Annotated in this window: 28 protein-coding genes; 10 read left to right on the forward strand and 18 right to left on the reverse strand. The window is 65.2% G+C overall.

What is annotated here, in order from left to right:
• Nucleotides 1–10: 10 nt before the first annotated feature.
• The 4 genes from AC3IMC_RS02265 to AC3IMC_RS02280 form a co-directional block, all read right to left on the reverse strand.
• Nucleotides 11–955: an SPFH domain-containing protein gene (locus AC3IMC_RS02265; RefSeq protein ID WP_490916832.1), complete on the reverse strand. Its 945-nt coding sequence runs from the start codon at nt 953–955 to the stop codon at nt 11–13.
• Between the two features lie 22 nt (nt 956–977).
• Complete coding sequence (locus AC3IMC_RS02270) at nt 978–1,451, reverse strand: NfeD family protein (protein ID WP_490916833.1); 474 nt, start codon at nt 1,449–1,451, stop codon at nt 978–980.
• Between the two features lie 128 nt (nt 1,452–1,579).
• Nucleotides 1,580–2,464, reverse strand: coding sequence for a methyltransferase domain-containing protein (locus AC3IMC_RS02275; protein ID WP_490916834.1), 885 nt, complete (start codon nt 2,462–2,464; stop codon nt 1,580–1,582).
• A gap of 59 nt (nt 2,465–2,523) precedes the next feature.
• Nucleotides 2,524–3,204 (reverse strand): peptide deformylase, encoded by a 681-nt coding sequence (locus AC3IMC_RS02280; protein ID WP_490916835.1) that lies wholly within the window; start codon nt 3,202–3,204, stop codon nt 2,524–2,526.
• 53 nt (nt 3,205–3,257) lie between these two features.
• On the opposite strand from AC3IMC_RS02280, the gene AC3IMC_RS02285 reads away from it, so the two are divergent.
• Nucleotides 3,258–3,671, forward strand: coding sequence for a nuclear transport factor 2 family protein (locus tag AC3IMC_RS02285; protein WP_490916836.1), 414 nt, complete (start codon nt 3,258–3,260; stop codon nt 3,669–3,671).
• On the opposite strand, the gene AC3IMC_RS02290 is transcribed toward AC3IMC_RS02285, so the two are convergent.
• The 3 genes from AC3IMC_RS02290 to AC3IMC_RS02300 are packed head-to-tail and all read right to left on the reverse strand — an operon-like array spanning nt 3,668 to nt 6,737.
• A complete protein-coding gene (locus tag AC3IMC_RS02290; RefSeq protein WP_490916837.1) occupies nt 3,668–4,834 on the reverse strand; it encodes an FAD-dependent oxidoreductase in 1,167 nt (388 codons plus the stop codon). The genes AC3IMC_RS02285 and AC3IMC_RS02290 overlap by 4 nt on opposite strands.
• A gap of 1 nt (nt 4,835) precedes the next feature.
• Nucleotides 4,836–5,531: a class I SAM-dependent methyltransferase gene (locus tag AC3IMC_RS02295; RefSeq protein WP_490916838.1), complete on the reverse strand. Its 696-nt coding sequence runs from the start codon at nt 5,529–5,531 to the stop codon at nt 4,836–4,838.
• 15 nt (nt 5,532–5,546) lie between these two features.
• Complete coding sequence (locus tag AC3IMC_RS02300) at nt 5,547–6,737, reverse strand: type III polyketide synthase (protein WP_490916839.1); 1,191 nt, start codon at nt 6,735–6,737, stop codon at nt 5,547–5,549.
• A 597-nt stretch (nt 6,738–7,334) separates the two neighbouring features.
• Here AC3IMC_RS02300 and AC3IMC_RS02305 point away from each other — a divergent pair.
• Together AC3IMC_RS02305 and AC3IMC_RS02310 are read left to right on the forward strand one after the other, a co-directional pair.
• Entirely contained in the window at nt 7,335–7,733 is a 399-nt protein-coding gene (locus tag AC3IMC_RS02305; protein ID WP_490916840.1) for a DUF3054 domain-containing protein, read from the forward strand.
• A 108-nt stretch (nt 7,734–7,841) separates the two neighbouring features.
• The gene (locus AC3IMC_RS02310; protein WP_490916841.1) at nt 7,842–8,123 is read left to right on the forward strand and encodes an Lrp/AsnC family transcriptional regulator; all 282 of its coding nucleotides are present in this window, start codon (nt 7,842–7,844) and stop codon (nt 8,121–8,123) included.
• 8 nt (nt 8,124–8,131) lie between these two features.
• On the opposite strand, the gene trpD is transcribed toward AC3IMC_RS02310, so the two are convergent.
• Complete coding sequence (trpD, locus tag AC3IMC_RS02315) at nt 8,132–9,187, reverse strand: anthranilate phosphoribosyltransferase (RefSeq protein ID WP_490916842.1); 1,056 nt, start codon at nt 9,185–9,187, stop codon at nt 8,132–8,134.
• Between the two features lie 148 nt (nt 9,188–9,335).
• On the opposite strand from trpD, the gene ctaE reads away from it, so the two are divergent.
• The 4 genes from ctaE to qcrB all read left to right on the forward strand — a co-directional run bounded on the left by ctaE (nt 9,336) and on the right by qcrB (nt 13,668).
• Nucleotides 9,336–9,974, forward strand: a complete 639-nt coding sequence (gene ctaE, locus AC3IMC_RS02320; RefSeq protein ID WP_175318541.1) for an aa3-type cytochrome oxidase subunit III — start codon at nt 9,336–9,338, stop codon at nt 9,972–9,974.
• Between the two features lie 86 nt (nt 9,975–10,060).
• Nucleotides 10,061–10,849: a cytochrome bc1 complex diheme cytochrome c subunit gene (qcrC, locus tag AC3IMC_RS02325; RefSeq protein ID WP_490916843.1), complete on the forward strand. Its 789-nt coding sequence runs from the start codon at nt 10,061–10,063 to the stop codon at nt 10,847–10,849.
• Between the two features lie 100 nt (nt 10,850–10,949).
• A complete protein-coding gene (gene qcrA, locus AC3IMC_RS02330; RefSeq protein WP_490916844.1) occupies nt 10,950–12,020 on the forward strand; it encodes a cytochrome bc1 complex Rieske iron-sulfur subunit in 1,071 nt (356 codons plus the stop codon).
• Nucleotides 11,998–13,668 carry a cytochrome bc1 complex cytochrome b subunit gene (gene qcrB, locus AC3IMC_RS02335; protein ID WP_490916845.1) on the forward strand — a complete coding sequence of 557 codons (1,671 nt, stop codon included), beginning with the start codon at nt 11,998–12,000 and terminating at the stop codon, nt 13,666–13,668. Before qcrA ends, qcrB begins: the two co-directional genes overlap by 23 nt.
• A 114-nt stretch (nt 13,669–13,782) precedes the next feature.
• Here qcrB and AC3IMC_RS02340 read toward each other — a convergent pair whose 3' ends face one another.
• Nucleotides 13,783–14,553 (reverse strand): GntR family transcriptional regulator, encoded by a 771-nt coding sequence (locus tag AC3IMC_RS02340; RefSeq protein ID WP_221384985.1) that lies wholly within the window; start codon nt 14,551–14,553, stop codon nt 13,783–13,785.
• Nucleotides 14,554–14,714: 161 nt separating this feature from the next.
• Between AC3IMC_RS02340 and AC3IMC_RS02345 the strand changes: the two genes are divergently transcribed.
• Entirely contained in the window at nt 14,715–15,008 is a 294-nt protein-coding gene (locus AC3IMC_RS02345) for an HPr family phosphocarrier protein (RefSeq protein ID WP_490916846.1), read from the forward strand.
• Between the two features lie 74 nt (nt 15,009–15,082).
• On the opposite strand, the gene AC3IMC_RS02350 is transcribed toward AC3IMC_RS02345, so the two are convergent.
• From AC3IMC_RS02350 to AC3IMC_RS02370, 5 genes are all read right to left on the reverse strand, one after another.
• Nucleotides 15,083–15,484 carry a cytochrome c oxidase subunit 4 gene (locus AC3IMC_RS02350; protein WP_490916847.1) on the reverse strand — a complete coding sequence of 134 codons (402 nt, stop codon included), beginning with the start codon at nt 15,482–15,484 and terminating at the stop codon, nt 15,083–15,085.
• Nucleotides 15,481–17,208: an aa3-type cytochrome oxidase subunit I gene (gene ctaD / locus AC3IMC_RS02355; RefSeq protein ID WP_490916848.1), complete on the reverse strand. Its 1,728-nt coding sequence runs from the start codon at nt 17,206–17,208 to the stop codon at nt 15,481–15,483. Before ctaD ends, AC3IMC_RS02350 begins: the two co-directional genes overlap by 4 nt.
• Nucleotides 17,209–17,218: 10 nt before the next feature.
• Complete coding sequence (ctaC, locus tag AC3IMC_RS02360; protein ID WP_221384977.1) at nt 17,219–18,091, reverse strand: aa3-type cytochrome oxidase subunit II; 873 nt, start codon at nt 18,089–18,091, stop codon at nt 17,219–17,221.
• Between the two features lie 187 nt (nt 18,092–18,278).
• The gene (locus tag AC3IMC_RS02365) at nt 18,279–18,665 is read right to left on the reverse strand and encodes a HesB/IscA family protein (RefSeq protein ID WP_490916849.1); all 387 of its coding nucleotides are present in this window, start codon (nt 18,663–18,665) and stop codon (nt 18,279–18,281) included.
• A 174-nt stretch (nt 18,666–18,839) separates the two neighbouring features.
• Nucleotides 18,840–20,279: a dipeptidase gene (locus tag AC3IMC_RS02370; RefSeq protein ID WP_490916850.1), complete on the reverse strand. Its 1,440-nt coding sequence runs from the start codon at nt 20,277–20,279 to the stop codon at nt 18,840–18,842.
• A gap of 91 nt (nt 20,280–20,370) precedes the next feature.
• Between AC3IMC_RS02370 and AC3IMC_RS02375 the strand changes: the two genes are divergently transcribed.
• Entirely contained in the window at nt 20,371–20,973 is a 603-nt protein-coding gene (locus tag AC3IMC_RS02375) for a DUF3043 domain-containing protein (RefSeq protein ID WP_221384972.1), read from the forward strand.
• Between the two features lie 78 nt (nt 20,974–21,051).
• Here AC3IMC_RS02375 and AC3IMC_RS02380 read toward each other — a convergent pair whose 3' ends face one another.
• Nucleotides 21,052–22,122 carry a quinone-dependent dihydroorotate dehydrogenase gene (locus AC3IMC_RS02380; protein WP_490916851.1) on the reverse strand — a complete coding sequence of 357 codons (1,071 nt, stop codon included), beginning with the start codon at nt 22,120–22,122 and terminating at the stop codon, nt 21,052–21,054.
• Nucleotides 22,123–22,223: 101 nt separating this feature from the next.
• Here AC3IMC_RS02380 and AC3IMC_RS02385 point away from each other — a divergent pair, with 101 nt between their 5' ends.
• Nucleotides 22,224–23,216, forward strand: a complete 993-nt coding sequence (locus AC3IMC_RS02385) for an alpha/beta hydrolase (RefSeq protein WP_490916852.1) — start codon at nt 22,224–22,226, stop codon at nt 23,214–23,216.
• Between the two features lie 27 nt (nt 23,217–23,243).
• Here the strand turns inward: AC3IMC_RS02385 and AC3IMC_RS02390 are convergent, their stop codons facing one another.
• The 3 genes from AC3IMC_RS02390 to leuA form a co-directional block, all read right to left on the reverse strand.
• A complete protein-coding gene (locus AC3IMC_RS02390; protein WP_490916853.1) occupies nt 23,244–24,095 on the reverse strand; it encodes an isoprenyl transferase in 852 nt (283 codons plus the stop codon).
• A 2-nt stretch (nt 24,096–24,097) separates the two neighbouring features.
• Nucleotides 24,098–24,850: a DNA repair protein RecO gene (recO, locus tag AC3IMC_RS02395; RefSeq protein ID WP_490916854.1), complete on the reverse strand. Its 753-nt coding sequence runs from the start codon at nt 24,848–24,850 to the stop codon at nt 24,098–24,100.
• Nucleotides 24,851–24,935: 85 nt separating this feature from the next.
• Entirely contained in the window at nt 24,936–26,675 is a 1,740-nt protein-coding gene (gene leuA / locus AC3IMC_RS02400) for a 2-isopropylmalate synthase (protein ID WP_490916855.1), read from the reverse strand.
• Between the last annotated feature and the right edge of the window lie 54 nt (nt 26,676–26,729).

Consider the following 26,729-nt stretch of genomic DNA (forward strand, 5'->3'; position numbering starts at 1 on the left):
GGAGCACTTGTTACGGCTCGGCAGGCCTGCCCGCCACCTCGTCGAAAAGGCCGCCGGCGGCGGCGTCCGGTGCGGTGCCGCCCAGCGCGTTCCCGATTCCCTTCAGCGCCTCGCCCACTTCGCTGGGGATGATCCAGAGTTTGTTGGCCGAACCCTCGGCCAGCTTCGGCAGGGTCTGGAGGTACTGGTAGGCGAGGAGTTTCTGGTCCGGGTTGCCCTTGTGGATGGCGTCGAAGACCTTCTGGATTGCCTGCGATTCACCGTCAGCACGGAGAATCGCGGCCTTCGCTTCACCTTCGGCCTTGAGGATGGCAGCCTGCCGCTGCCCTTCCGCCGTGAGGATCGCCGACTGCTTTGTTCCCTCGGCAGTGAGGATTGCCGCACGGCGGTCACGCTCGGCACGCATCTGCTTCTCCATCGAATCCTGGATGGAGTGCGGCGGGTCGATCGCCTTCAGCTCCACCCGGGACACCCGGATGCCCCAGCGCCCGGTGGCCTCATCCAGGACGCCGCGCAGCTGCCCGTTGATCTGGTCGCGGGACGTCAGGGCTTCCTCGAGGTTCAGGCCGCCCACCACGTTGCGCAACGTGGTGGTGGTGAGCTGTTCCACGGCCTGGATGTAATTGGCGATCTCGTACGTGGCTGCCCTCGGGTCCGTTACCTGGAAGTAGACAACGGTATCGATCGAGACCACGAGGTTGTCCTCGGTGATGACCGGCTGCGGCGGAAACGAAACCACCTGCTCGCGCAGGTCCAGGAGCGGAAGGAGCCGGTCCACGAACGGAATTAGGATGGTCAGGCCAGGGTTGAGCGTCCGCTGGTACTTGCCAAGCCGTTCAACGACGCCGGCGCGGGCCTGGGGGATGATCCGCACCGACCGGACCAAAACAATAATCACGAACACGATGAGGACCATCAGCACGATGGCCAGTGCGGTTCCGCCCACGTTTTCCATACAACTCCTTGTTCCCCAATTATCAGGCTGTATCCGGACCGGCAACCGCCTCCGGCGGTGCCGAAACAACAGCCGTGGCACCGTCGATTGCGGCCACCACCACCTTTTGCCCGGCGGGCAGGACACCGGCGGCCGAGCGGGCACTCCAGATGTCGCCGCCAATCTTCACGAGGCCGCCGTCGGAAGTGACGGCCTCCATCACCACCGCCGGTTCACCGATCAGCCGGTCCACGTTGCTGCGCTGTTCGGCGGGACCCTTCTTGAGATGCCGAAGCGCCACTGGACGGACAAAGGCCACCATGAGCAGGGACACGATGCAGAAGACCACCACCTGCAGCCAGGGTTCCGCGCCGGCGAAGTCAGCAACCAGGGCGGCAAGAGAGCCGCCGCCCAGCATGATGAAAAACAGGTCAAGGGTGATCATTTCGACCACGGCAAACGCCAGGAAGGCCGTGAGCCACAATGCCCACCAGTTTTCCCCGAGCCATTCGAACATCCTGGTTCCCCCTTCGCCACGGGGAAACCGCGTCTGCGGACCCGCCGGTAGCTGTTCCTTCATCGTAGTCCGCCGGACGGCCGCTGTGGGCTGGCGCACACGGACGCCAGGGCTTAGTGGCCAAGTCGTTACGCAGCGGTGTGCTTCCGCGGCCGGAAGACCAGGATCCGGAATTTCGCGTCCGCCGTGACCGGCTCCCGGGAGTGCTCAAGGCGGGCCGCGATCGCTTCCCGGTCCAGGTGGTGGCCTGCCGGTCCCATAAACGCGAGGTCGGCGGCTTCCCGCCGCGTCAGCAGCAACGGAATGTCGACGTCGGCGCTGGTTGCCGCTTCGAAGTCCCGGGCCATGGATTCGGCCAGCCTGTTGTCCTTGCCTTCCTCGATGCCGAGCATCCCGGTGACCTTCGCGATGGCGGCCAGATGTCCCGGCCTGGGCGTGACCACCACCAGGGCTCCGCCGGGCCGGAGGACCCGGGCGAACTCGGCGGGGTTGCGCGGGGCGAACACTACGGTGACGGCGTCCACGGAGTCGCTGGCCAGCGGCAGCGGCTGCCAGATGTCCCAGACGAGGTTGACGGCTTCCGGGTTGAGCCGGGCGGCACGGCGCAGGGCGAACTTGGAGATGTCCAGGCCGACGGCGCCGGCGCGGACTCCGCGGGCGGCCGCGGTGTCGAGGATTTCCCGGAGGTAGTGGCCGGTCCCCGTGCCCGAGTCCAGCACGGCGCCGCCTTCCTGGGGCAGGAAGGGAACGACGGCGGCTGCCAGCGCTTGCGCCAGCGGCCGGTAGTGCCCGTCCCCGAGGAAGTTGAAGCGGGACTCAACCATCGCCGCGCTGTCGGCTTCGAACGCTGTCCCCTTGCCGACCAGCAGGTTGAAGTAGCCTTGCCGCGCCGCGTCGAAGCTGTGGCCGGACGGGCACCGGAGGCGCCCCTGGTGTCCGGTGCCCCCGGTTCCGGGTTCGAAACGGTTCCTGCACACCGGGCACAGCAGGGGAAGGTCGGCGGTGGAAGGCATGGGAACCATCTTAGGGCCGCGTGTGCCGGGGACGGGCTGTGTTTGCCCGGGCCCAAAGGTCAGGGAAGGGAGATTCCCGCCGGGCCGTCGTCGAACCCTAGCCCTTCACGCGCCTTGCCAATCCCTGCTTCCGCCCAGTGCGCAGCGTATTCGGCGTTGCTGCTCAGTGATCGCAGCTGGGCGCGGTCGATGTAAAGGATCCCGTTAAGGTGGTCGGTCTCGTGCTGCACGATGCGTGCCTGCCACCCGGAGAACTGCCTCCGCATGTCCGCACCTTCCGGGGTCTGGAAGTCGAGCAGCACAGTGTCCGGCCTGGCCACTACAGCCTGCAGCCCGTTCAGGGAAAGGCAGCCTTCGAAAAAGGATGCCAGGCCGGAACCCACGGGGGTGTAGCGGGGGTTGACCACGGCCAGGAAGTCCAGTGGCTCCCTTTTGCGCAGGGCCGCGGCCTCCGGAGCGACGTCGTAGTGGTCCTCCAGGACTGCCAGCTGCAGCGGGATTCCCAGCTGCGGCGCGGCCAGGCCAACGCCCGGAGCCTCGTGCATGACCTGGCGCATGACCCCTATCAGGCGGTCCAGCTGTCCGGCTGACAGCTGGCCGTCGAATGCAGCCGCCCGCTGCCGCAGGGCGGGGTGGCCCGCCTGGACGATCGGCGGCAGGGAGCCGGCAGCAAGGACCCGCTCTACGGTGTCGACGATCTCTTCGGTGCTGGCGTTGGTCCGCGGAATGCTGGAGGTCATGGTCACAGCCTAGTGGCGGACTGGGCCTGGCCACCTGCGCTAGTGTCGGGTGCATGGCTGAAGAATCCGGGCTGCCCCCCGGGCCGCTTGAGTGCGTCCTGGCGTTCCTTCGAGTGCTGGAGGCCGGCGGTGGAGCGGAGGATCTCCGCCCATTCCTGGCTGAATCGTTCGTATTGACCGAAGCACCCCACCTCCTCGCCCCGGAGGGATCCACGCGGACGCTGGCGGAAGTGCTGGCTGGTGCCGACCAAAGCCGGGAGGTGGTGGCGGGCCAGAGGTTCACCGTCCGCAGGACAACCTGTGAGGACGGGCGGGTCGCTGTGGAGGCCGACTGGTCGGCAACCGTCCTGATGGACCTGCGCTACTGGGACCGCGGTGAGACCATCCGTGCCAGGACGTCGTCGGTGTTTGAGGTCAGCAACGGCGTCATCACCAGCCAGGACAGTTACGACTGCTACTTCCGTTAGCCGCGCGGTGCATCCCAGTCCATCGTGAAACGCCTGGCCACCCACCGGTTCACGGCAGGCGTCGACGCCGCGGCGCCAATGGCGGCGGTCCGGAACCGTTGCAGCGGAGGCGGGAGCGGCCTGCCCAGCATCATGTTGATTTCGGCCTGCCGGCGCGCGAGGACTGCGGCCCGGCGCCGGGTCTTTTCAAAGCGCCTGAATTGTCGGTCGGCATGGCGGCCTTGCAGCGTCGAATGCAGCAACGGGGCCAGCGCCTGGGCATCTAGCCAGCCCAGGTTCATCCCCTGGCCCCCGATGGGACTGATCTCATGGGCGGCGTCGCCCAGCAGCACCGACCGGCCGGAACAGGTTCGGCGCGCCAGAGTGGACTGCACGCTGAACGCACTCAGCATGGAGTTGGTCTCCGGATCAGGGCGGATGCCGGTGCGCTCCAGCACCATCGCGGCCAGGTCCTGCGGCCCTGCGGTAATTGCCGGGCGGCCCAGCCGGACCACCCACCGCCGGATCCCGCCGGGCAGGGGAAACGACTCCACAATCCCGGCTGGCTCAAGGAACAGCACAGCTTCAGGCCCATAGCCACTGTCGTCGGCGAAATCGCCCATGAGGTAATGGTCCGGATACGCCTTACGGGTTGTTGCCACGCCCAGCGCGCCGCGCAGCTCGGAGCGGGCACCGTCCGCGGCCACCAGGAATGGCGCCGTCGCGGTGCCGAGGTGGTGCGTGGCACTCCGGTGAGCCTGGAATGTTACGGTGACGGCGCCGCCGTCGTCCTTAATTCCCGTCACTTTGGCATCCCTGACCAGCGCTGCAGGGTCCAGTGCCCAGACGCGGTCTTCCAGCAGCTGCTCCGTCCTGAACTGGGGGAGTGCCAGCACGAACGGGTAGTGCCCGGACACGGCATCGAAGGACATGGTCCCTATGGTCCTGCCGCCGCTCACGGCACGGCCCTTCCGGATCTGCACGCCGTCACGGACCATGGCGGCCGCCACGTGGACCCTGTCGAGTGCCTGCAGGGCGGGCGGATGGATGCCGATGGCGCGCGTGTGCAGGTTCCGTGAGTGCCGCTGCTCCAGGACCCTGACCGATACCCCTTGCTGGAGCAGTGCGGCGGCCAGGTAAAGACCCACCGGACCCGCGCCGACGATCAGCACGTCTGCATCCATGTCAGCCCCGCCGGTAGGCAAGGACCTGGTGGAAGGCCGACGACCTTTCCACCGTCCACCCGGGAGGCGCGGCAGCGGACAATTCGGCCGGCTTGTAGCTGCGCCGGATCGACGTCAGGCCGTCACCACGGATAAAGGAGTGCCGGAACGGAAGGGCTGCAACACTGAACAGGGCAAAAGCAGCGGGGCTGCGGACGAGGTCGTTGTGCAGGGCCTTGCCCGCCGCGAGGACTTCGGAGTGCTTCAGAAGCTCCTGGAGTTCACCGGGCGCGAGGTGGTGCAGGACATGGTTGGAGATGACGACGTCGAATCTCAGGCCCTCGCCGACCAGGTCGCCGCTGTGCGCCTGGCGGAATTCGACGCCGGGTACGGGCGGACGGCGGAGGGCGAAGCCGGCGGCGCGGGGATCGGGGTCGATCCCGGTGATGTGCAGGGGCTTGCCGTCCCGTGCCGCCCAGCGGGACAGCATGACGGCGAGGTCGCCTCCGCCGCAGCCGATATCCAGGACGGTTACGGGCCGCTGCCCATCCGGGAGCATGGTGCGCACTTCATTCGCGTAGAGCCGCCGCCAGCCGGACAGGGTGCGGTTGATGATGCCGAATTGCCGGTAGGTATTTTCCAGGAGACGCGGGTCGCAGTCCGGAAGGTCCATCTTCTCGGTGGCCCCGGCGGCGCGCTGGCGCATAAGGATCCCCATGGTGCCCGCTCCGGGTCAGCCGACGCCCGCTTCGTCAGGAATGAGTCGTTCCGGTTCAATGGCGGATGCCTGCCGGAGCTTGGTGAACAGTCCTGTTTCCACGGTGAGCCCGGGACCGAAGGCCATGGAACAAATGCGTTCACCGCCGTCGCGGCTTTCCGCCACCTGCTGCTCCAGGATGTGCTTGAGGACGAACAGGACGGTGGCACTGCTCATGTTGCCGTAATTGCGGAGGGTTTCACGGGCGGGGACCAGCTGGGCGTCAGTGAGTCCCAGCCGGGCCTGGACTTTGTCCAGGATGCTGCGGCCGCCGGGGTGGATGGCCCAGTGGGGGACAGCGGTGTAGGGGAGTGCCGCCAGGTCCGGCTCGCGTCCGAGGAGCGGCTGCAGGGCGCCGACAATGTGGTCATCGATGATGTGCGGCACATAGTTGCCCAGCACCATTTCGAATCCGTTGTCGCCGATGTTCCATGCCATGGAATCCTCACCGACGGGAGTCAGGACGGTTTCGAAGTGGTCGAGCGTGAGCAGCGCCCTTTCTTCCGTGCCGGGCCGGGCGGTGACGACGGCGGCTGCGGCCCCGTCAGCGAACAGCGCCGAGCCCATGATGGTGTCGGGGTCGTTGGACGTCCGGACGTGGAGGGAACACAGTTCGGCGCAGACAACCAGGACGACGGCGTTCGGGTCCGCTTCACAGAAAAGTTTTGCCGCCCGGAGCGCAGGGAACGCCGCGTAGCAGCCCATGAAGCCAAGGTGGTAGCGCTGGACAGCCGGATTCAGGCCCAGTTCCCGGACCACTTTGTAGTCGGGGCCGGGGTTGAAGAAACCTGTGCAGGAGACGGTCACGAGATGAGTTATGTCAAGTAAATCGAGTTCAGGAGCGGCATCCAGGGCAGCACGGGAGGCCGCAACGAAGAGTTTCGTGGCTTCCCGGGCAAAAATATCGTTGCGGACCTTGGTGCTGGGGTTCAGCAGGAGCCCGGTAGCCGGATCGTAGAACTGCGGGTTGTCGGAACGTGACGTGTTGGTCAGTTCCTCGACGGCGGTGAACCTCGTGTCGATGGCCGCGCCGTCAAAACAGGTCGTCACCAGCCGGGAACCCAGCCGGGACAGGCCGGGCTGGGCTGCGAACACATCACGGGCTTCGGACTGGATCAGCATTGTTGTCGGGACTGCAGTTTCAAGTGAACGCACGTAGACCGTCATTGACTCATTCTTGACGCGCACCGGGATAAAGACAATGGTCCGCGCGGCGTGGACCTGCGCGTTTGTTCCATTGACCCAGCCTCTTTGAACTCCTTGAAGGTCTGTACTGGAGGCTTACTGGTATACCCCTGCTCCCGCCGAATCCTAAACGCCGATAATCTACATTATGTAAAGTAACGCGAATCCGCCGCTGCCCCGCCGCATGCCACGGACCCGTTCCACCGGCGGCGGGCCGCCCTGACGTTTCCAGATGGGACGCGTCGCGTGCGACGGTGGGCGGACCCCCGCCAGCGCCCAAGACTAATGGCGGCGCCGGATTGAGGCGCCCACAACAGCACCCACCCCGAGCCCGGCAGCGAAACCCCAAAACGGTGTATGGAAAATCGCAAGGCCCAGGCTGATGCCTATGGCAGCTCCGACGAGGCTGCAAATCCACAGCGGCTTGTTCACCTGAACCTCCCAATCCCCATCCTCCGGCAGACCGCCGGCACCGAGCCGAGCCTACTCCCCCGCAGCCCCCGGGACGCCCTCACCGCGACCTGCACCAGCGGGGGCCCGCCGACGGTCCACTGCCGCCCAGGCGGCTAAGCTCGAAAGATGAGTTCCGTGAAAACGAGACCGGCCAATAAGGTCCCCGCAAAAATCGTGCTTGCGGCGGCCGCCGACATCGTCCTGATCCTCGCCTTCGCAGCAATTGGACGCGATGCGCATCACCGGGAGAACCCTTTGGCCGGCGTGTTCCTGACCGCGTGGCCGTTCCTCGCGGGTGCGGCGCTGGGCTGGATCGCGGCCAGAGCCTGGCGCAGCCCGCTGTCCGTGCGCCGCGCCGGAGTCTTTGTGTGGCTCGGCAGCCTCGTAGGCGGCATGCTCCTCAGGGGACTTACCGGCCAAACCGTGGTCCTTCCCTTTGTGATTGTCGCCACACTGAGCCTGGCCGTGTTCCTGCTGGGCTACCGCCTCCTGGCCGCTGCCGCAGGTAAGTTCCGCAACAGATGACGCGGGGGCCAGATCCAGGCCGCGGGCAGGCGCCGATGTAATAGGCTGGCAGCAGAGAAAAGCTTGCCGGGCTCTGCCAGGGCGCAACAAATCCGAAGGGGTTTAGACGTGGTTACCGCATTCGTTCTGATCAAGACCGACGCCTCCCGCATTCCCGAGACGGCCGAGGAGATTTCCGCCATCGACGGCATCAGCGAAGTGTATTCCGTCACGGGGGAATGGGACCTGATCGCGGTGGCCAGGGTCCATCGGCACGAAGACCTGGCGGATGTGATCGCGGACAAGCTTTCCAAGGTACCGGCCGTGGTGCACACCACAACGCACATTGCCTTCCGGGCGTACTCCCAGCACGACCTGGATGCCGCTTTCTCCCTGGGCTTCGAGCAGTAAGCCTGCCGCTATGACCGGCTGAGCGAGACCCAGCGGTCGAGGACCGCGGCAGCAGCCCCGGAGTCGATCGATTCGGCCGCCCGGTCAAACGCCTTCTGCATGCGCTCGAGGAAGGTCCCTTCCGCCTTGAGGTCGAAGGCGACGAGGCCAGCCGCGGCGTTCAGAAGCACGGCGTCGCGGGCAGGACCTTCCTTCCCGGCCAGGACCTCCCGGACCACGCCGGCGTTGGCCATGGCATCCCCGCCGCGAAGCTGCTCAACAGTTGCCAGGCGGATACCCAGGTCCTGGGGCGAGAAGACCAGTTCGCTTACCTGTCCTTCGCGGATCTCCCACACGGTGGAAGGGCCGGTGGTGGTCAGCTCATCGAGTCCGTCGTTGCCCCGGAAGACAACTCCCCTGCTCCCCCGGCGCGCCAGGACGCCCGCAACGAGCGGCGCCATCCGAGCGTTGGCAACACCCACGGCGGATGCCTGCACCTTGGCGGGATTGGTCAGCGGTCCCAGGAAGTTGAACGCAGTAGGTATTGCCAGTTCACGGCGCGGCACTGCAGTGTGGCGGAACGACGGGTGGAAGACCTGGGCAAAGCAGAAGGTGATTCCCGCCTCTTCGGCGTTGTGGGCAACACGTTCTATCGGCAGGTCGAGGCGAACGCCGAGTGCCTCGAGCACGTCCGCGGAGCCCGACGACGACGACGCGGCCCGGTTGCCGTGCTTCACCACTTTCGCCCCGGCGCCGGCGGCCACGAGGGCGGCCATGGTGGAGATGTTCACGGTGTTGAGCTGGTCGCCGCCAGTGCCCACGATGTCCAGCTTTTCCCCGGAGATAGCCACCGGTTTGGCATGGGCAAGCATCGCCTCGACCAGGCCGGAGAGCTCATCCACCGTCTCACCCTTGGCGCTGAGCGCCACCAGGAACCCGGCAATCTGGGCGGGTGTTGCTTCCCCGGACATAATGGTGTCCATGGCCCACGAAGTGTTGTCCGCTGTGAGGTCGGCGCCGTTGATCAGTGCCGAAATCAGTCGGGGCCATGTGTTGCCGGGCGCTGCAGATGCCTGTGAAGTCACCTGCTGATGCTATCGAGCGATGGCGTGCACTGACCAATGTGAACGGTCGCGGGAACTTTTCACCGCGATTTCGCGTCTTTGTAGAAAAAGTCCTCCGAAAAGGCGGTTTGCGTTGGGCAGCACGGACTTTTACCGACATAATGTCTATGTGACATCTGCGACCCATGCCCCCAGTACCCCGGCGCACCCCACGCTGAACCGCCCCAACATGGTTTCTGTCGGAACCGTTGTGTGGCTGTCCAGTGAGTTGATGTTCTTCGCCGGTCTCTTTGCCATGTACTTCACGCTTCGCTCCACGAGCGGGCAGATGTGGGCGGAAGAGACGGCCAAGCTCAACTTCCCGTTTGCGCTCGTCAACACGATCGTCCTCGTGGCCAGTTCCTTTACTTGCCAGATGGGCGTCTTCGCCGCAGAGCGGCTGCAGCCCCGCCGGACCGGAGGTGCACTGCAGTTTGCCCGCTGGGGAATGAACGAGTGGTTCACCCTCACGTTCCTGATGGGCGCATTCTTCGTTGCCGGCCAGACCACCGAATACGCGATGCTGGTGTCCGAGCACGTTTCGCTCTCCTCAAACGCCTACGGCTCCGCCTTCTACATGACCACCGGCTTCCACGGCCTCCACGTCATCGGCGGCCTCATCGCCTTCCTGCTCATCATGGGCCGGTCCTTCGCTGCGAAGAAGTTCGGACACTTCGAGGCAACGTCCGCGATCGTCACGTCTTACTACTGGCACTTCGTTGACGTCGTGTGGATCGGCCTCTTCCTGGTCATCTACGTACTCAAGTAGCCAGCTTTGATTCTTTTTCTACAAGAGGCAGAATTTCAGGTAGCGGCTCCCGGAGCCGGCGCAGGATCGAATAAAGGAACCACCACGTGAAGGCACTCTCACAAAAGCGGCGTCACCCACTTGCAGCAATAGCGCTGCTTCTGATGGGGCTCCTCATCACCGGTGGGCTGTACGCCGTTGCCACCACTGTCAACGAGGCCAAGGCTTCCACCACCACCTACAGCGCGAGCGACGCGGAAGAGGGCGGCAAGCTGTTCGCCGCCAACTGCGCCACCTGCCACGGCATGGGTGCGAGTGGCTCCAAGGATGGTCCCTCGCTGGTGGGTGTAGGTGCCGCTGCTGTTGACTTCCAGGTGGGCACGGGACGTATGCCCATGCAGATGAATGGCCCGCAGGCCATGAAGAAGCCCGTCCAGTTCAATGACGAGCAGACCCACCAGCTTGCAGCCTACGTTGCTTCCCTGGGAGCCGGCCCGGCGATCCCTGAAGAGCACCTGTTGGATGAGGGCGGCGACGCCGCTGCCGGCGGCGAGCTCTTCCGCACCAACTGCGCCATGTGCCACAACGCCGCTGCTGCCGGCGGCGCTCTGACCCGCGGAAAGTTTGCGCCCGCCCTTGCGGACGTATCCGGCAAGCACATCTACGAGGCCATGGCCACGGGTCCGCAGAACATGCCGGTGTTCAGTGACGCCAACATCTCCCCCGAGGGCAAGCGCGACATCATCACTTTCCTGAAGCAGATCGAAACCACTGGTTCCCCTGGTGGTGCCGATCTCGGATCCCTCGGTCCGGTAGCGGAGGGCCTGTTCGTATGGGTTGCCGGCCTTGGCGTCATCATCGCCTTCACCATCTGGCTGACGTCCCGGACATCCTGACGTTCCGCAGGGAACCAGAAACTTCTGCTGACCCGGTCAGCAGCTTGATATTAGAAACTAACCCGGCGATCGCCGGGACGAGAGAAGGATGAGGCGAATTATGGGCAACCATAGTGACGGCAGTCCGAACCACTCGGGCACCGTAGCTACGGCTGGTCAGAATGAGGTGGAGAAGTTCCAGGATCCTGGAATCCCTCCGCACCGTTTGCGCCTGGCTGACACGGACCCGAAGGCCGCCAAGCGGGCAGAACGGCAGGTCGCCTTACTATTTGGCGTTTCTGTTGTTGGAACCCTGATCTTCCTGGTGGCGTACTTCGCCATCGATTTGGGTGACGACTCCAGTATTGCCACCATCCGGCTCCAGAACGCCCTGCTCGGCGTTGGCACTGCCTTCGCCATGCTGGGCATCGGTACCGGCATCGTGCACTGGGCCAAGGCCCTGATGCCCGACCACGAGGTTTCCGAGGAACGCCACGCGATCCGTTACGAAGAGGACCGCCAGGCTGCTGTCCGCATCGTTGATGACATCGTCGAAGAGACCGGCATCAAGCGCCGTCCGCTGATCCGGAACACCCTTCTCGGTGCCGTGGCCCTTGCACCGCTTCCCGCGGTTGCCATCTTCGGCGACCTCGGTCCCCGTCCGGACGACAAGCTCGCACACACCATGTGGGCCCCCCAGGACGGAAAGCTCAAGCGCCTTACCCGCGACCCCGATGGCACTCCGATCAAGGCATCGGATGTCACCATCGGCTCCGCGTTCCACGTGATCCCGGAGGGCCTGAACGAACTCCACGAAGGCAAGCTCAACGAAAAGGCGAAGGCCGTCGTGCTGCTCATGCGCCTGGACCCTGCGTCATTGAACCCCTCCAAGGGCCGCGAAGAGTGGGGCTACAACGGCATCGTTGCCTACTCCAAGATCTGCACCCACGTCGGTTGCCCGGTTGCTCTCTACGAGCAGCAGACGCACCACCTGCTGTGCCCGTGCCACCAGTCCACCTTTGACCTCACGCAGGAGTGCAAGGTGATCTTCGGCCCCGCCAGCCGTCCTCTCCCCCAGCTGCCCATCGCAGTTGATGACGAGGGCTACCTCGTCGCTACCAGCGACTTCCATGAACCCGTAGGACCAAGTTACTGGGAGCGTGATATGCATGAGCGCAGCATCAACAGCTGAGCCCGCTTTCGTCGCCAAAACCAAGACAGGCCGGTTTACCGACTTTGTCGACGCACGCGTTGGCGGTTCCGGAATCCTCCGTGAGTTCGGCCGCAAGGTCTTCCCCGACCACTGGTCATTCATGTTTGGCGAAGTGGCGCTGTACTCGTTCGTCATCCTGCTCCTCTCCGGCACCTTCCTGACGTTCTTCTTCGATCCGTCCATGGCGGAGACGCACTACGACGGTTCGTACGTTCCCCTCAAGGGCGTGGAAATGTCGGTGGCGTACAACTCGTCGCTGAACATCTCCTTCGACGTCCGCGGCGGCCTGTTCATGCGCCAGGTACACCACTGGGCAGCACTGCTCTTCGTGGCGTCCATCGCCGTGCACATGCTGAGGGTCTTCTTCACCGGCGCGTTCCGCAAGCCCCGCGAAATGAACTGGGTTGTGGGCGGTGTCCTGCTGATCCTGGCCATGGCTGCCGGCTTCACCGGCTACTCGCTCCCCGATGACCTGCTGTCCGGCAACGGTCTGCGGATTATCGATGGCGTCATCAAGTCCATCCCGGTGATCGGCACCTACATCTCGTTCTTCCTGTTCGGTGGGGAGTTCCCCGGTACGGCCATCATCAGCCGCCTCTACATGCTCCACATCCTGCTGGTGCCGGCACTGATCCTGCTGATGATCGTTCTGCACCTCTTCATGGTTGTCGTCCACAAGCACACCCAGTACCCGGGTCCGGGCCGCAATGACAACAACGTTGTCGGCTACCCGCTGGGTCCCGTGTATGCAGCCAAGGCAGGCGGCTTCTTCTTCATCGTGTTCGGCGTCGTCGCTCTCATGGCAGCGTTCTTCACCATCAACCCGATCTGGAACTACGGCCCGTACGACCCCTCCCCCGTTTCCGCCGGTACGCAGCCTGACTGGTACATCGGATTCGTCGATGGCGCCCTGCGCCTGATGCCTGGTACGTTCGGCAACTGGCACGTCGAGCAGATCTTCTTCGGACAGGTCTTCACGTTCAACGTCCTGCTGCCTGCCCTGGTACCGGCCGGCATCCTGTTCACGGTGATGTTTACCTACCCGTGGATTGAACGCTGGGTCACCAAGGACGACCGTGAGCACCACGTCCTGGACCGTCCCCGCAACGCGCCGACCCGTACGGGCATCGGTGTCGCCGGATTCATCTGGTACTGCGTCATGTGGGCAGCTGCCGGCTCGGACCTCATCGCCACGCACTTCCACGTGTCCCTGAACGATGTCACCTATTGGCTGCGCGCCTTGTTCTTCGTGGGACCGATCATCGGCTTCATCGTCGCCAAGCGCGTCGCCCTGGCACTCCAGCGCAAGGACCGCGAAATCGCTCTGCACGGCCGGGAAACCGGACGTATCGTGCGGCTCCCGCACGGTGAGTTCATCGAGGTGCACGCACCGCTCGACGAGTACAAGCGCTACAAGCTTGTTGGCTTCGAGTCGCCGGAGGTCCTGCCCGCCGTACCGAACGAGCACGGTGTGGTGACCCGCAAGGAAAAGCGGCGTGCGGCGCTTTCCCGCTGGTTCTTCGAGGACCGGGTTGCCCCGGCAACTCCCGCGGAGCTTGAGGCTGCACACGGCCACGGCCACGCCGCTGTCGAAAGTGCAGAGGAAGCAAAGAGCCTGACCCACTAGGGTTCAAGCCCAAAAAAAGGGGGCCCGGTCCATACGGACCGGGCCCCCTTTTTGCGTTTGCGGCCTACCCCGCTCACGACCCGCTCCGGGGCAGCACGGTGAGACGCACAGGAACTAGTGGTTCCTTGCCCGCCGCGCCCCTGGCCGCTGCAGAGGAACCCAGAGCTTGTAGCGGTCCGCACGGTAGTACGAAACGGAGTAGTCCACCATGGCCCGTGCCACGAAGGCATGGCGTTGGATCTTGAGCAGCGGCGCACCGACATCCACGTTCAGCAGCCGCGCGGTGGACGGCGAAGCAGCCGTTGCTTCGATCATGTCCTCCCCCCACTCCATGACGAGGCCGAACTGTTCGCTGAGGACGTTGTACAGGGAAGTCGGCGGCTCGCCGTCCAGAAGGCCTGGAACGCGGTGGGCGGGGATGAAGTTCTCGTCGACGCTCATGGGCTCGCCATCGGCCAGCAGGAGCCGCCGGAAGCGCACCAGCGGTGTGCCTTCATCGAGCTGCAGCTCACGCGCCAGGAAAGCACTGGCGCCAATCTGCTCAAAGCTCAGAACTTTCGCAGCCGGGACCATTCCGCGCCGCTGCATCTCTTCGCTGTAGGACGTCAGCTTCACCTGCAGGTCGAGTTTTGGCTTGCGGACGAACGTTCCCAGGCCGACAACACGCTCGATGACTTCCTCCCCCACCAGCGCGTCGATGGCCTGCCGGACGGTCATCCTTGCGAGCCCGAAACGTTCCGCAAGATCGCGTTCGGAAGGAAGGGCCGAGCCCGGCGGGCAGGACTGTGCAATGTAGGCCCGCAGTATCTCGCGTAGCTGCACGTAGATGGCGGTACCGCTGGTGCGGTCGATTTCACCTGTAATTGCCGTGGCGCCAGCTGCCATCTGTATGTCTCCTGCCGTCGGGGCTGTCCTCCAATTTTAGGACGGTCTAGACCAGCCTGGAGACATCTGCCTTCTTTCACGGCCCGGGTTTCCGGACGGCTATATTTGGTCAGGAAATTCAGACACCAGGCGGGGCGACCCGCCGCGACGAAGGAGTCCCTTTGCCGACACAAAAGGCGGTGGTCACCGCCCCGGTGGGCCTGCACGCCCGTCCTGCTGCGGTCTTTGTCCGCGCCGCGATGGAAACGGGACTTCCCGTGACCATCAGGAAGGCCGGCGCCGAGGATGTTGACGCGACCTCCCTGCTGCACGTGATGACAGCGGATTTCCCGGCCGGCTGCGAGGTGGAGCTCTCCATCAGCGACGCGGCCCTGGATGGCGCGCACGGCCACCGGCAGGCGGAGGAGGCACTGGACAGCCTCCGGTTGCTGCTGGAGGCGCAGGGAGCCTTGTAGCCCCCTTTCGACGACAACGACGACGGGCCCCACCGAAAAGGTGGGGCCCGTCGTCGTTGTTCAGTCGGTGCTGCTTAGTGCGCGTGGTCTCCGCGGCTGTATTCGTAGACCCAGCCCACAAGCGCCACGACGGCGATGCCTCCGGCGACGAAGACGATCCAGAAGCCTACAGCCAAGCCAAGGAAGCCAGTGGCGCAGGCGATGCCGAGGACCAGAGGCCACCAGCTCCACGGGCTGAAGTGTCCCTGCTCGCCGGCGCCCTCGTGGATCTCGGCGTCGCTGCGGTCCTCAGGACGCATGCCGACGCGCTTGCCGGTGAAGCCGAGGTAGGCGCCAATCATGCCTGCGAGGCCACCGACCAGGAGAATGCCGAGGATGCCGACCCACTCGCTCCAGCCGGTGAGGAAGCCGTATACCAGCGCAACCGGGACAAAGAAGAAGACGCCGGAGCCAAAGATCCAGGATTCGATTTTCACTGTGCGGTGTCCTTCTGGTCTGCGTTGCCAAGGGCCTGTGCTGCGACGGCTGGCGACTCAACGGTGTGGACCTGGCGGAGTTCAGGGTGGTGCAGGTCCAGGGCGGGACGCTCCGAACGGATTCGGGGCAGGGAGGTGAAGTTGTGCCGCGGCGGCGGGCAGGACGTGGCCCACTCCAGGGAGGCGCCGAAGCCCCAGGGATCGTCCACCTGCACCTTTTCGGCACTGCGCCAAGTGATGTAGACGTTCCAGAAGAACGGAATCAGGGACGCGCCCAGCACGAACGAGGCCACGGTGGAGAACTGGTTCATCCAGGTGAAGTTGTCCTCCACGAGGTAGTCGGCGTAACGGCGGGGCATGCCCTCGACGCCCAGCCAGTGCTGGATCAGGAAGGTGCCGTGGAAGCCCAGGAACAGCAGCCAGAAGTGGATCTTGCCCAGGCGCTCGTTGAGCATCTTGCCGGTCCACTTGGGCCACCAGAAGTAGAACCCGGCGAACATGGCGAACACCACCGTGCCGAACACCACGTAGTGGAAGTGTGCCACCACGAAGTAGGAGTCCGAGACGTGGAAGTCCAGCGGCGGCGAGGCCAGGATGATGCCGGTCAGGCCACCGAAGAGGAAGGTGATCATGAAGCCGATGCTCCACAGCATCGGGGTTTCGAACGTCAGCGAACCGCGCCACATGGTGCCGATCCAGTTGAAGAACTTCACGCCCGTGGGGACCGCGATGAGCATGGTCATGAACGAGAAGAACGGGAGCAGGACGGCGCCGGTGACGTACATGTGGTGTGCCCACACGGTCACGGACAGGGCGGCGATGGCGATGGTGGCGTACACCAGGCCCTTGTAGCCGAAGATCGGCTTGCGGCTGAACACCGGGAAGATCTCGGAGACGATGCCGAAGAACGGCAGCGCGATGATGTACACCTCGGGGTGGCCGAAGAACCAGAACAGGTGCTGCCACAGGACGGCGCCGCCGTTTTCGGGGTCGAAGATGTGGGCACCGAACTTCCGGTCCGCGCCGAGGGCGAACAGCGCGGCGGCCAGCGGCGGGAACGCCATGAGGACCAGGATCGCGGTGACCAGGGTGTTCCAGGTGAAGATCGGCATCCGCCACATGGTCATGCCTGGGGCACGCATGCAGATGATGGTGGTGATGAAGTTGACCGCGCCGAGGATGGTGCCGAAGCCGGACAGCGCCAGGCCGAACACCCACAGGTCACCGCCGACACCGGGGGTGAAGGTGGTGTTGGACAGCGGGGCGTAGGCGAACCAGCCGAAGGATGCAGCACCCTGCGGGGTGATGAAGCCGGAGACGGCGATGGTGGAGCCGAACAGGAAGAACCAGAACGCCAGCGCGTTCAGGCGGGGGAACGCCACGTCCGGGGCGCCGATCTGCAGCGGCATGATCACGTTGGCGAACCCGGCGAACAGCGGGGTGGCGAACATCAGCAGCATGACGGTGCCGTGCATGGTGAACAGCTGGTTGTACTGTTCCTTGGTCTGCAGGATCTGCATGCCGGGCTCGAACAGTTCGGCACGGATCAGCAGCGCCATCACGCCGCCCAGGCAGAAGAACACGAAGGACGCGATCAGGTACATGTACCCGATGGTCTTGTGGTCGGTGGAGGTGATCCAGTTGACGACAATGCGTCCCTTGGATTTTGGCACCACGGGAGCCGCCAGGGCTCCCGCGGGTGCGGATTGGGTGTACGTAGCCACGTCGCTCCCCTTACTTGGTTTCGTTCAGGTTCGGGTTGCGGTCGTACTCCACGCCAAGCAGGCCGGTGTTGCCTTCAGCCTTGAGCTGGTCCATGTGCGTCTGGAATTCTGATTCCGACACCACCTTGACGCGGAACAGCATTTCGGAGTGGTACTCGCCGCAGAGTTCGGCACACTTGCCGTCGTAGGTTCCCTCCTTGGTGGGGGTGAACCTGATGTAGTTGGTCTTCCCGGGGATCATGTCGCGCTTCTGCAGGAAGGCGGGAACCCAGAAGGAGTGGATAACGTCGCGGGCGTTGAGCTCAAGGTCAACGGACTTGTTGACCGGCAAGTACAGCGTGGGGAGCTGTTCCTTGTCGATGGTGTTGCCGGTGAGGTGCGCCTGGACGCCGGCTTCGTGCAGGTCTTCCTTGATCACGTCGCCGGACTTGTAGTTGAAGTCCCATGCCCACTGCTTGCCGCGGACGTCGACGACGACGTCGGCCGGCTGGGAGCGGTCGTCGATGGCCTGCTGGTCGCGGTCGGTGAAGTAGAAGAACACCAGGACCATGAACAGCGGGATCGTCAGGTAGAAGACCTCCAGCGGGAGGTTGAAGCTGGTCTGCCGGGGGAAGCCGACGGTGCCCTTGCGGCGGCGGTAGGCAACCAGGCACCAGACGATCAGGCCCCAGGTAATGATGCCCACGACCAGGGCGGCAATCCATGAGTTGACCCAGAGGTCCATGATGCGGTCGGTGTTGCTGGTGGTCCCACGTTCAGTGGGCAGCCACCCCTTCTCTACCTCTGGCGAACATCCGGTCAAAACCAACGCGCCGGCAATAGCCAAGCTTGAGATCGTGGTGATCGTTTTGCGTCGGCTGCCGGTTCGGTTCTGCGAACTCACAGACGGCCCTTCCTACTTGTTGCTGTTGTCCGGGCAGCCATCGGCGGCCCCGGGCACACTAAAAGTTTTACTACTCGGTGTAGAGCTTACCGCTCCGCCGGGCGTTTCGCCCACATGTCGGCGCCGAGCCTCCATGCCGTTTTTCACGGCAGGAAGCCCGGCGCGGGCATCGGACGAAATAACCGGCTTAGTGGAACGAATCGCCGCAGGCGCAGGAGCCGCCGGCGTTCGGGTTGTCGATGGTGAAGCCCTGCTTCGAGATGGTGTCCTCGAAGTCGATGCTGGCACCGCTGAGGTACGGCACGCTCATCTTGTCCACGACCACCTCGACGCCGTCGAAATCGCGCACGGCGTCACCATCAAGGAGCCGTTCGTCGAAGTAGAGCTGGTAGATCAGCCCCGAGCAGCCGCCCGGCTGCACGGCGACGCGGAGGCGAAGGTCCGTGCGGCCTTCCTGTTCGAGGAGGCTGCGTACTTTGCCTGCAGCTACATCGGTCAGGTTGACCTCGTGAACGGGCAGTTCCTCACTGGCCGCGGTGGCGGCGGTGCTGTTTTCGTTGGTTGCGGTGCTCATTGGCCTACCTTCTTAGGACGGTCTGGCGGCGCCGCTCTGACGGCGCCTGCCCCTACGGATACGGTATGGGCTATAGCTACATGCTACGCGCGGCAGTCCTGTAGCTCTAACTGCTGACGTAACCCGCAAAGCGTCCTGGTTGTTCCCTGGAAAGGGCATCCGCAGGACGCTGTTTCAGAGCCCTTCGTCATTGAGCCCGGCGAGAAGCAGCGCCTCGGCCAGGATCGCGTTGCGGAAATCACCGATGTGCAGGGATTCGTTGGCGCTGTGGGCACGGGAGTCGGGATCCTCGACGCCGGTCACCAGGATCTGGACGTCCGGATACAGCTCCGTCAGATCCGCAATGAACGGTATGGAACCGCCAATCCCGGTCTCCACAGCCGGGACGCCCCACGCCTCCCCCAAAGCCCGCATGGCCAGCACTGCAGCCGCGGACGAGGTATCTGTTTGGAACGGGTTGCCGGCCTCCCCTGGCGTGAAGACGACTTTGGCGCCGAAGGGCGCGTTGGCTTCCACATGCCGGCGGACCGCTTCCATGACGTCGGCCGGCACCTGGCCGGGCGCCAGCCGGAGGCTGAATTTGGCCCGGGCTCGCGGCAGCAGGGTGTTGGATGCAACCTCCACGGCAGGCGCGTCGAAACCGATGATCGACAACGCAGGCTTGGTCCACAGCCGCGATGCTATGCTGCCCGACCCCGCCAGGCGAACCCCGTCCAGCACGGAAGCGTCCGCCCGGAAGTCGGCCTCGGGCACGTCGACGGCGGCGGAATCCGTAGCCACAAGCCCTTCGATGGCAACGTTCCCTTCGTCGTCGTGGAAGGTGGCAATCAGGCGGGACAGAAGGGTGGGCGCATCAAGGACCGGTCCGCCGTACATGCCGGAGTGGACGGCATGTTCCAGGACCTGCACCTCAATGACGCCGTCCACGAGCCCGCGCAGGCTGGTGGTCAGGGCCGGAATCCCCACCTTCCAGTTGCTTGAGTCGGCGACGACGATGACGTCGGCCCGGAGCAGTTCGCGGTTCGCTTCCAGGAAGGGCCGGAAAGTAGGCGACCCCGCTTCTTCTTCCCCCTCAATGAAGAAGGTCACGCCCAACCCCAGGGAGCCGGCAAGGACCTCCGAAACCGCGGCGTACGCGGCCACGTGCGCCATGATCCCGGCCTTGTCATCCGCCGCGCCGCGCCCGTAGAGCCGGCCGTCCTTTTCGACGGCGGCAAACGGTTGTGAGTCCCAGAGGGCTTCGTCGCCCACGGGCTGGACGTCGTGGTGTGCGTAGAGGAGGATGGTCGGTTTGCCCGGCGCAGCAGGGCGGCGGGCGACGACGGCGGGCCCGCCGGGCGTGCCGTCCGGCTTGTCACAGCCCAGGATCTGCACCTCGGCAAGTCCTGCCGCGCGCAGCAGGCCGGCGACGGCCTCGGCGCTTTGCTCGAGCGGTGCCCGGTTAAAACTTGGCCAGGCGATGCCGGGGATGGCAACCAGTTCCTTCAGCTGGGCGAGGGTTTGGTCAAAGGAACGGTCGACGGCCGAGCGAAGGTCGTCCGTCCGGCTTCCGTCGGGACGGGAGCCGGACGGACCCGGGGAAATGAGCGGGGTGTCCGCCGATGATGAAGTCATGGCGAAAACATTACCTGCGTCACATTGCGCCGGAGCCGAAGGCGGGCCGGACGCAGGCCACCGGCTGCCGTCCGCAAGGTATTCTGTTCAGGTGTTCGGACGTAGAAAAGAAGCGCCCTCGGCGCAGGCAACAGTAGACCAGCAAGCTCCAGAGGCGGCGGCCCGGCAGGGCAGCTCCGCAGGCAAAGGCGCACCCACTCCCACCCGCAAGGCGCAGGAGGCTGCCCGCAAGCGCCCGCTGGTGCCCGAGGACCGCAAGGCCTCCAAGGCTGCCGAACGCCAGGCCGTTCAGGACCAGCGCCTGAAGATGCGCCGCGCATTGGACACCGGCGACGAGAAGTTCCTGCCGCTGCGGGACAAGGGTCCCCAGAAGCGGTTTGCGCGCGACTACGTGGACGCGCGCTTCAATCTTGGTGAGTACCTGATGTTCGGTGCCTTGGTCTTCGTGCTGGTGTCCCTGGTGGTCCCGGCTTCCAGCGACATGATGATCTACGTTCTCGGCGCTTTCTGGGTCATGTTCCTGGCAGTGTTCGTTGATGCCTTCATCCTGTCCCGCAAGCTCCGGAAGCGGCTGGCCGAAAAGTTCGGCGAGGTTGAGCGCGGCACGGTCTGGTACGGCTCCATGCGTTCCCTGCAGTTCCGCAAGCTGCGCCTGCCCAAGCCCCAGGTGAAGCGCGGGCAGTATCCGGCCTGACGTCCTCCGGGGAAGAATCCCGGCAGCATTGAAACAACGAGCCCCGGCGGTAGTACCGCCGGGGCTCGTTGTGCATTGTCAGGCGCGGCGGTTCCTCGCCAGCTGCCGGTTGATCCGGGCCGCCCAGAACGGTCCCTCATACAGGAAAGCTGTGTAGCCCTGGACCAGGGTGGCGCCGGCGTCCAGCCTTTCCTGGACGTCCCGTGCCGATTCCACCCCACCCACGGCCACGAGCACCAATTGATCGCCCGTGGCCTTCTTCAGCCGCTGCAGGACCTCGAGGGAGCGCTGTTTCAACGGCGCCCCGGACAGTCCACCCGCCCCGCATTTCTCCACGTCGGCCGCTGGTGAGGCCAGCCCGGTCCTGGCGATCGTGGTGTTCGTGGCAATGATGCCATCCAGCTTCAGGTCCAGCGCAAGCCTGGCGACGTCGTCGATGTCCTCGTCACTGAGATCCGGGGCGATCTTCACCAGCAGGGGCACATGCCGTCCGGCGGCACGGTCCGCCTCTTCGCCCACTGCGGTGAGCAGGGGACGGAGGGTTTCAACGTCCTGGAGCAGCCGCAGCCCGGGGGTGTTGGGCGAGCTGACGTTGACCACCAGGTAGTCGGCGGCCGGCGCCAGGCTGCGCGCGCTGATGAGGTAGTCGTCCACCGCATCGGCGAGCTCCACCGCTTTCGTCTTGCCGATGTTAACGCCAATGACCGGCCGCACCCCGGGGTACCTGCGCTGAAGCGCCGCGCGCGCTGCCTTCAGGCGCGGCGCCACTGCGGAGGCGCCGTCGTTGTTGAATCCCATCCGGTTGATGACCGCGCGGTCCTGGACCAGGCGGAAGAGACGGGGCTTGTCGTTGCCCGGCTGGGCCTGCCCGGTGATGGTGCCCACCTCTACGTGGCCGAATCCCAGTTCCGTCAGGGCCTCGATGCCGTGCCCTTCCTTGTCGAACCCGGCGGCCAGCCCGAACGGCGACGGAAAAGTCACACCGAATGCGGTGGTCTGCAACGACGGGGCCGGTGCGGTCAGCTTCTGCAGGAGCTTTCCGGCCCCCGAAGCATGCGCCAGCCTGATGCCCTTGAACCCGATTTTATGGGCGCGTTCTGCGTCCATCCATGAAAAGGCAAGCCTGAAGAAAGTGGGATAAACGCGCATGGCACTAGTTTTCCGTCTCGCGGGCTCCAAACCAAAACGGCGCAGCGAAAACGGGCGTCCTGGCCCGGCACCGCCGGTTGCAGCCGGATTAGCATGAGGACATGGAGTGGCAGCCGGACATTCTGGGCGGGGAGTTCCAGTCCCACGCCTTCACTGCGAGAGGGTCGGACGGAGTGGAACGCACGGCCACCCTGGTCCGGCTCCGTCCGGCCGGCACCCAGCCCTCTCCTGCCCATGGCCACCGCGCCGTGTTGTTCCTCCACGGCTGGAGCGACTACTTCTTCAACGTGGACCTGGCGCGGTTCTGGGCCGCGGCCGGCTACCACTTCTATGCCTTGGATATGCATAACCACGGACGGAGCCTGCGCCCCGAATCGCCCGGCGGATACGTCGCTGACCTGGCCGCCTACGACGCCGAGATCAAGGAGGCCTGCCGCCTGATCGCCGGGGAAAGCGGCCCGCACCCGGTAACCCTGATGGGCCATTCAACCGGCGGTCTGGTCGCCGCCCTCTGGACGAGCCGCCACCCCGGGACCGTGTCCCAGCTGGTCCTCAACAGCCCGTGGCTGGAGATGCACGGAAGTTCCCTGGTGCGCCGCGCCGCGTCCAGCATGGTGCGGCCCGTGGCCCGCTTCCGGCCCGAGGCAGTCCTCCGCCTGCCCGAGCGTGGCCACTACTGGCGAACCATCAGCAGTGCCGCCGACGGCGAGTGGCCGCTTGATGAGCGCTACCGCCCGCGGATGGCCTTTCCGGTGCGCGCCGGCTGGCTGAGGGCAGTACTTGCCGGGCACGCACGGGTGGCCCGGGGCCTGGAGATCGACGCGCCGATTCTGGTCCTGCTGTCCAAGGGCAGTGCGAATGGCCTTCTCTGGTCGGAGGAGATGCGGCGGACCGACGCCGTCCTGGACGTTAACATCATCGGGGTGCGCGCCTTGACGTTGGGCCGGACCGTCACCGTGGAACGGATCGACGGTGCCCTCCACGACGTCTTCCTCTCCCCCGGGCCGGTCCGCGCAGACGCCTACGCACGCCTGGCACGCTGGCTTGGCGCCTACGGCAGCTTGGCCGGCGCGGCGCCCGGCGGCAGCGCATGACACCGGGTCCCATGCGGCCCGGCGAGGCTAAGCCCCGGAGGGATCCGGCCCGGCGCCTGCAGCCGGTGCCGCAGCATCGACGGCACCCCCGTAGCGGCGGTCCCGGCGGGCATATTCCTCGACGGCGGCCCAGAGCGTTCGCCGGTCCACGTCCGGCCAAAGCGTGTCCATGAAGACGAATTCCGCGTAGGCGGACTGCCAAAGCAGGAAGTTGGACAACCTCTGCTCCCCGGAACTGCGCAGGAACAGGTCCACGTCCGGCAGGTCGGGTTCATCGAGGTATTTCTGGATGGTTCGCTCAGTGATGGCGCCCGGCTTGAGCCTGCCCGCTGCCACATCGGCGGCAATCGCGGAGACCGCGTCGGTGATCTCGGCCCGCCCGCCGTAATTAACACACATGGTCAAATTACAGGTGGTGTTCGCGGCGGTGAACTCCTCCGCTTCCTCCAGCTCACGGATGACCGACCCCCAAAGCCGGGGACGCCGCCCGGCCCAGCGGACGCGAACGCCCCAGTCATCCAGCTGGTTGCGTTGCCGGCGTAGCACATCCTTGTTAAATCCCATCAGGAAGCGCACCTCTTCCGGGGACCTGCGCCAGTTTTCCGTGGAGAAGGCGTATACGGTGACGTATTCGATCCCCAGTTCGATGGCGCCGGCCATGACGTCCAGGAGGGCAGGCTCCCCGGCCTTGTGGCCCTCAATCCGCGGCAGGCCGCGCTGGTTGGCCCAGCGGCCATTGCCGTCCATCACGATGGCGACGTGCCGGGGAATGAATTCCGCCGGTATGGAAGGCGCCGCCGCACCTGACGGGTGCGGGTAGGGCGGCACCACAGGATGAGTGCGTTTGCGGGCAGGACTGTTCTTTTTCCCCAGGACCACTGTCAGGTACGCTCCACATGCTTGAGGGATTTCAGGACTCGTTCAAGATGCCATTGCAGGTATGCAGCCACCAGGCCCCCAGCTTCCTTCCGGTGCTGGGGAAGCGACGCATCGGCCGTCCCCCAGTCTCCGGTCAGCAATGCCGCCAGAAGGGAGACTGTTTCCGGGGCGGGTGCCGGTGAACCGGGCGGCCGGCAGCCACCACACACCATTCCACCGAGAGGGGCGGAGAAGGCCGAGTGCGGCCCCGGCAGGCCGCAGCGGGCGCAGTCGGTGAAGCTGGGCGCCCAGCCACCGGTGGCCAGGGCACGGAGCAGGTAGGAATCCAGGATGAGGCCGGGCGCGTGTTCGTCGCGGCTCAAGGCCGCAAGGGCGCCCACCAACAGGTTGTACTGGGCGGTGCCTGCCTCCCCGTCCACGTCCGTGAGCTTCTCGGCTGTTTCCGTCATGGCCGCGGCAACGGTGTACCGGCCGTAGTCCGCCGCGATGCTGCCGCCGTACGCACCTTTGGCCACGGCCTGGGTGACGATGTCCAGCGTCCGGCCTGACACCAGCTGCAGGTCCGCCACCATGAAGGGTTCGAGCCGGGCCCCGAAACGGCTGCTGGTGCGCCGCACGCCTTTGGCAACGGCACGGACCTGGCCGTGGTGCTTTGTCAGGAGCGTGATGATCCTGTCCGCCTCGCCCAGCTTGTGGGTGCGCAGCACCACAGCGTCGTCCCGGTATGCCCGGGAGGCAAAAGAGTGTTGGGCCACGCTCTATCTTCCCATCCTGACCGGCACGTCGCTGCCGCCGATACAGCTGTGCCGCCGGCAGGACCGGCGGCACAGCTCACGGACGTCAGGACTGCGCGTCCCGGATGGCGCGGTTCACGGCCGAGATAACGGCCTTCAGCGAGGACATGCTGGTGTTGGCGTCGATGCCGACGCCCCACAGGACCCGCTCCCCTACCGCACATTCGACGTAGGCGGCCGCCATGGCGTTGCCGCCCTCGGACAGGGCGTGCTCACTGTAATCCAGCACCCGGACATCAACCCCGTCCTCGTGGAGGATGTTCAGCAGGGCGGCAATCGGGCCATTGCCCGTGCCGGTACGGCTGACCTGGGCACCGTCAATGGTGAGGGAGGCGTGCAGCGTCATGCCGCCGTCGTCATCCGTTTCGGTTTTGACCGCGCCCAGCGAGTAGCGGCCCCACTGGCCGTCGGCCTGCCCGGACGGCAGGTATTCGTCCTGGAAGATCTGCCAGAGCTGCGCCCCGCTGACCTCCCCGCCCACGGTGTCGGTGCGGCGCTGGATGACGCCGGAGAACTCGATCTGCGCACGGCGCGGCAGGTCCAGGCTGTGCTCGTTCTTCAACAGGTAAGCCACGCCGCCCTTGCCGGACTGGGAATTCACACGGATCACGGCCTCGTAGCTGCGGCCGAGGTCCTTGGGGTCCACGGGCAGGTACGGGACCTGCCAGGTGAAGTCGTCCACCGCCTTGCCGGCTGCGGCGGCGTCCCGCTCCAGGGCTTCGAAGCCCTTCTTGATGGCGTCCTGGTGCGATCCCGAAAACGCGGTGAACACGAGGTCGCCGCCATACGGGGAACGTTCCGGGACCGGCAGCTGGTTGCAGTATTCCACCGTGCGGCGGATGTCATCGATGTTTGAGAAGTCGATCATGGGGTCGATGCCCTGGACGAACAGGTTCAGGCCCAGGGTGACCAGGTCCACGTTGCCGGTACGTTCCCCGTTGCCGAACAGGCAGCCTTCGATGCGGTCGGCACCGGCCATGTAGCCCAGCTCGGCGGCCGCGACGCCGGTGCCGCGGTCGTTGTGCGGGTGCAGGGACAGGATGATGCCCTCGCGGGGGTGCAGGTGCCGGCTCATCCACTCGATGGAATCGGCGTAGACATTGGGGGTTGCCATTTCAACGGTGGCCGGGAGGTTGATGATGACCTGGCGGTCCGCAGAGGCTTCGAAGACGTCGGCGACGGCGTTGCAGACGCGTACGGCGTACTCCAGTTCGGTGCCGGTGAAGGACTCCGGTGAGTACTCATAGGTCACGTGCGTGTCCGCCAGGGTTTCCTCGTACTTCTTGCACAGGCGGGCACCCTGCAGGGCGATGTCCAGGATTCCGTCCTCGTCCTGGTTGAAGACCACACGGCGCTGCAGCACGGAGGTGGAGTTATAGAGGTGGACGATGGCCTGCTTGGCGCCGACGAGGGATTCGTAGGTCCGCTCAATCAGGTGTTCGCGGGCCTGGGTCAGGACCTGGATGGTGACGTCGTCCGGGATGTGGTTGCCCTCGATGAGCTGGCGGACGAAATCGAAGTCCGTCTGCGACGCGGACGGGAATCCGACCTCGATCTCCTTGTAGCCCATGCGGACCAGCAGGTCGAACATCTTCATCTTGCGGGCCGGGCTCATGGGGTCGATCAGCGCCTGGTTGCCGTCACGCAGGTCCACCGCACACCAGCGCGGCGCTTTGGTGATGACCTTGTCCGGCCATGTGCGGTCGGGCAGTTCGACCTTGATCTGGTCCTGGAAGGGCGTGTAGCGGTGGAACGGCATTCCTGAGGGCTTCTGTGCGTTTCGCATTACTTATCGGGGCCTTTTCTGTGGTTCTTCTTTGAAAGGGTGGCCGGGCAACAC

This window comes from Arthrobacter sp. E70 (assembly GCF_058266945.1).

What these genes read in the sequence shown, in the direction of transcription:
- AC3IMC_RS02300 (WP_490916839.1), bottom strand. Translation starts at nt 6,737, where the DNA reads ATGACGGTCTACGTGCGTTCACTTGAAACTGCAGTCCCGACAACAATG.
- AC3IMC_RS02280 (WP_490916835.1), bottom strand. Translation starts at nt 3,204, where the DNA reads ATGACCTCCAGCATTCCGCGGACCAACGCCAGCACCGAAGAGATCGTC.
- AC3IMC_RS02270 (WP_490916833.1), bottom strand. Translation starts at nt 1,451, where the DNA reads ATGTTCGAATGGCTCGGGGAAAACTGGTGGGCATTGTGGCTCACGGCC.
- AC3IMC_RS02305 (WP_490916840.1), top strand. Translation starts at nt 7,335, where the DNA reads ATGAGTTCCGTGAAAACGAGACCGGCCAATAAGGTCCCCGCAAAAATC.
- AC3IMC_RS02385 (WP_490916852.1), top strand. Translation starts at nt 22,224, where the DNA reads ATGGAGTGGCAGCCGGACATTCTGGGCGGGGAGTTCCAGTCCCACGCC.
- qcrA (WP_490916844.1), top strand. Translation starts at nt 10,950, where the DNA reads ATGGGCAACCATAGTGACGGCAGTCCGAACCACTCGGGCACCGTAGCT.
- AC3IMC_RS02370 (WP_490916850.1), bottom strand. Translation starts at nt 20,279, where the DNA reads ATGACTTCATCATCGGCGGACACCCCGCTCATTTCCCCGGGTCCGTCC.
- AC3IMC_RS02340 (WP_221384985.1), bottom strand. Translation starts at nt 14,553, where the DNA reads ATGGCAGCTGGCGCCACGGCAATTACAGGTGAAATCGACCGCACCAGC.
- leuA (WP_490916855.1), bottom strand. Translation starts at nt 26,675, where the DNA reads ATGCGAAACGCACAGAAGCCCTCAGGAATGCCGTTCCACCGCTACACG.
- AC3IMC_RS02295 (WP_490916838.1), bottom strand. Translation starts at nt 5,531, where the DNA reads ATGGGGATCCTTATGCGCCAGCGCGCCGCCGGGGCCACCGAGAAGATG.
- AC3IMC_RS02290 (WP_490916837.1), bottom strand. Translation starts at nt 4,834, where the DNA reads ATGGATGCAGACGTGCTGATCGTCGGCGCGGGTCCGGTGGGTCTTTAC.
- AC3IMC_RS02365 (WP_490916849.1), bottom strand. Translation starts at nt 18,665, where the DNA reads ATGAGCACCGCAACCAACGAAAACAGCACCGCCGCCACCGCGGCCAGT.
- AC3IMC_RS02380 (WP_490916851.1), bottom strand. Translation starts at nt 22,122, where the DNA reads ATGCGCGTTTATCCCACTTTCTTCAGGCTTGCCTTTTCATGGATGGAC.
- AC3IMC_RS02285 (WP_490916836.1), top strand. Translation starts at nt 3,258, where the DNA reads ATGGCTGAAGAATCCGGGCTGCCCCCCGGGCCGCTTGAGTGCGTCCTG.
- AC3IMC_RS02265 (WP_490916832.1), bottom strand. Translation starts at nt 955, where the DNA reads ATGGAAAACGTGGGCGGAACCGCACTGGCCATCGTGCTGATGGTCCTC.
- AC3IMC_RS02275 (WP_490916834.1), bottom strand. Translation starts at nt 2,464, where the DNA reads ATGCCTTCCACCGCCGACCTTCCCCTGCTGTGCCCGGTGTGCAGGAAC.
- qcrB (WP_490916845.1), top strand. Translation starts at nt 11,998, where the DNA reads ATGAGCGCAGCATCAACAGCTGAGCCCGCTTTCGTCGCCAAAACCAAG.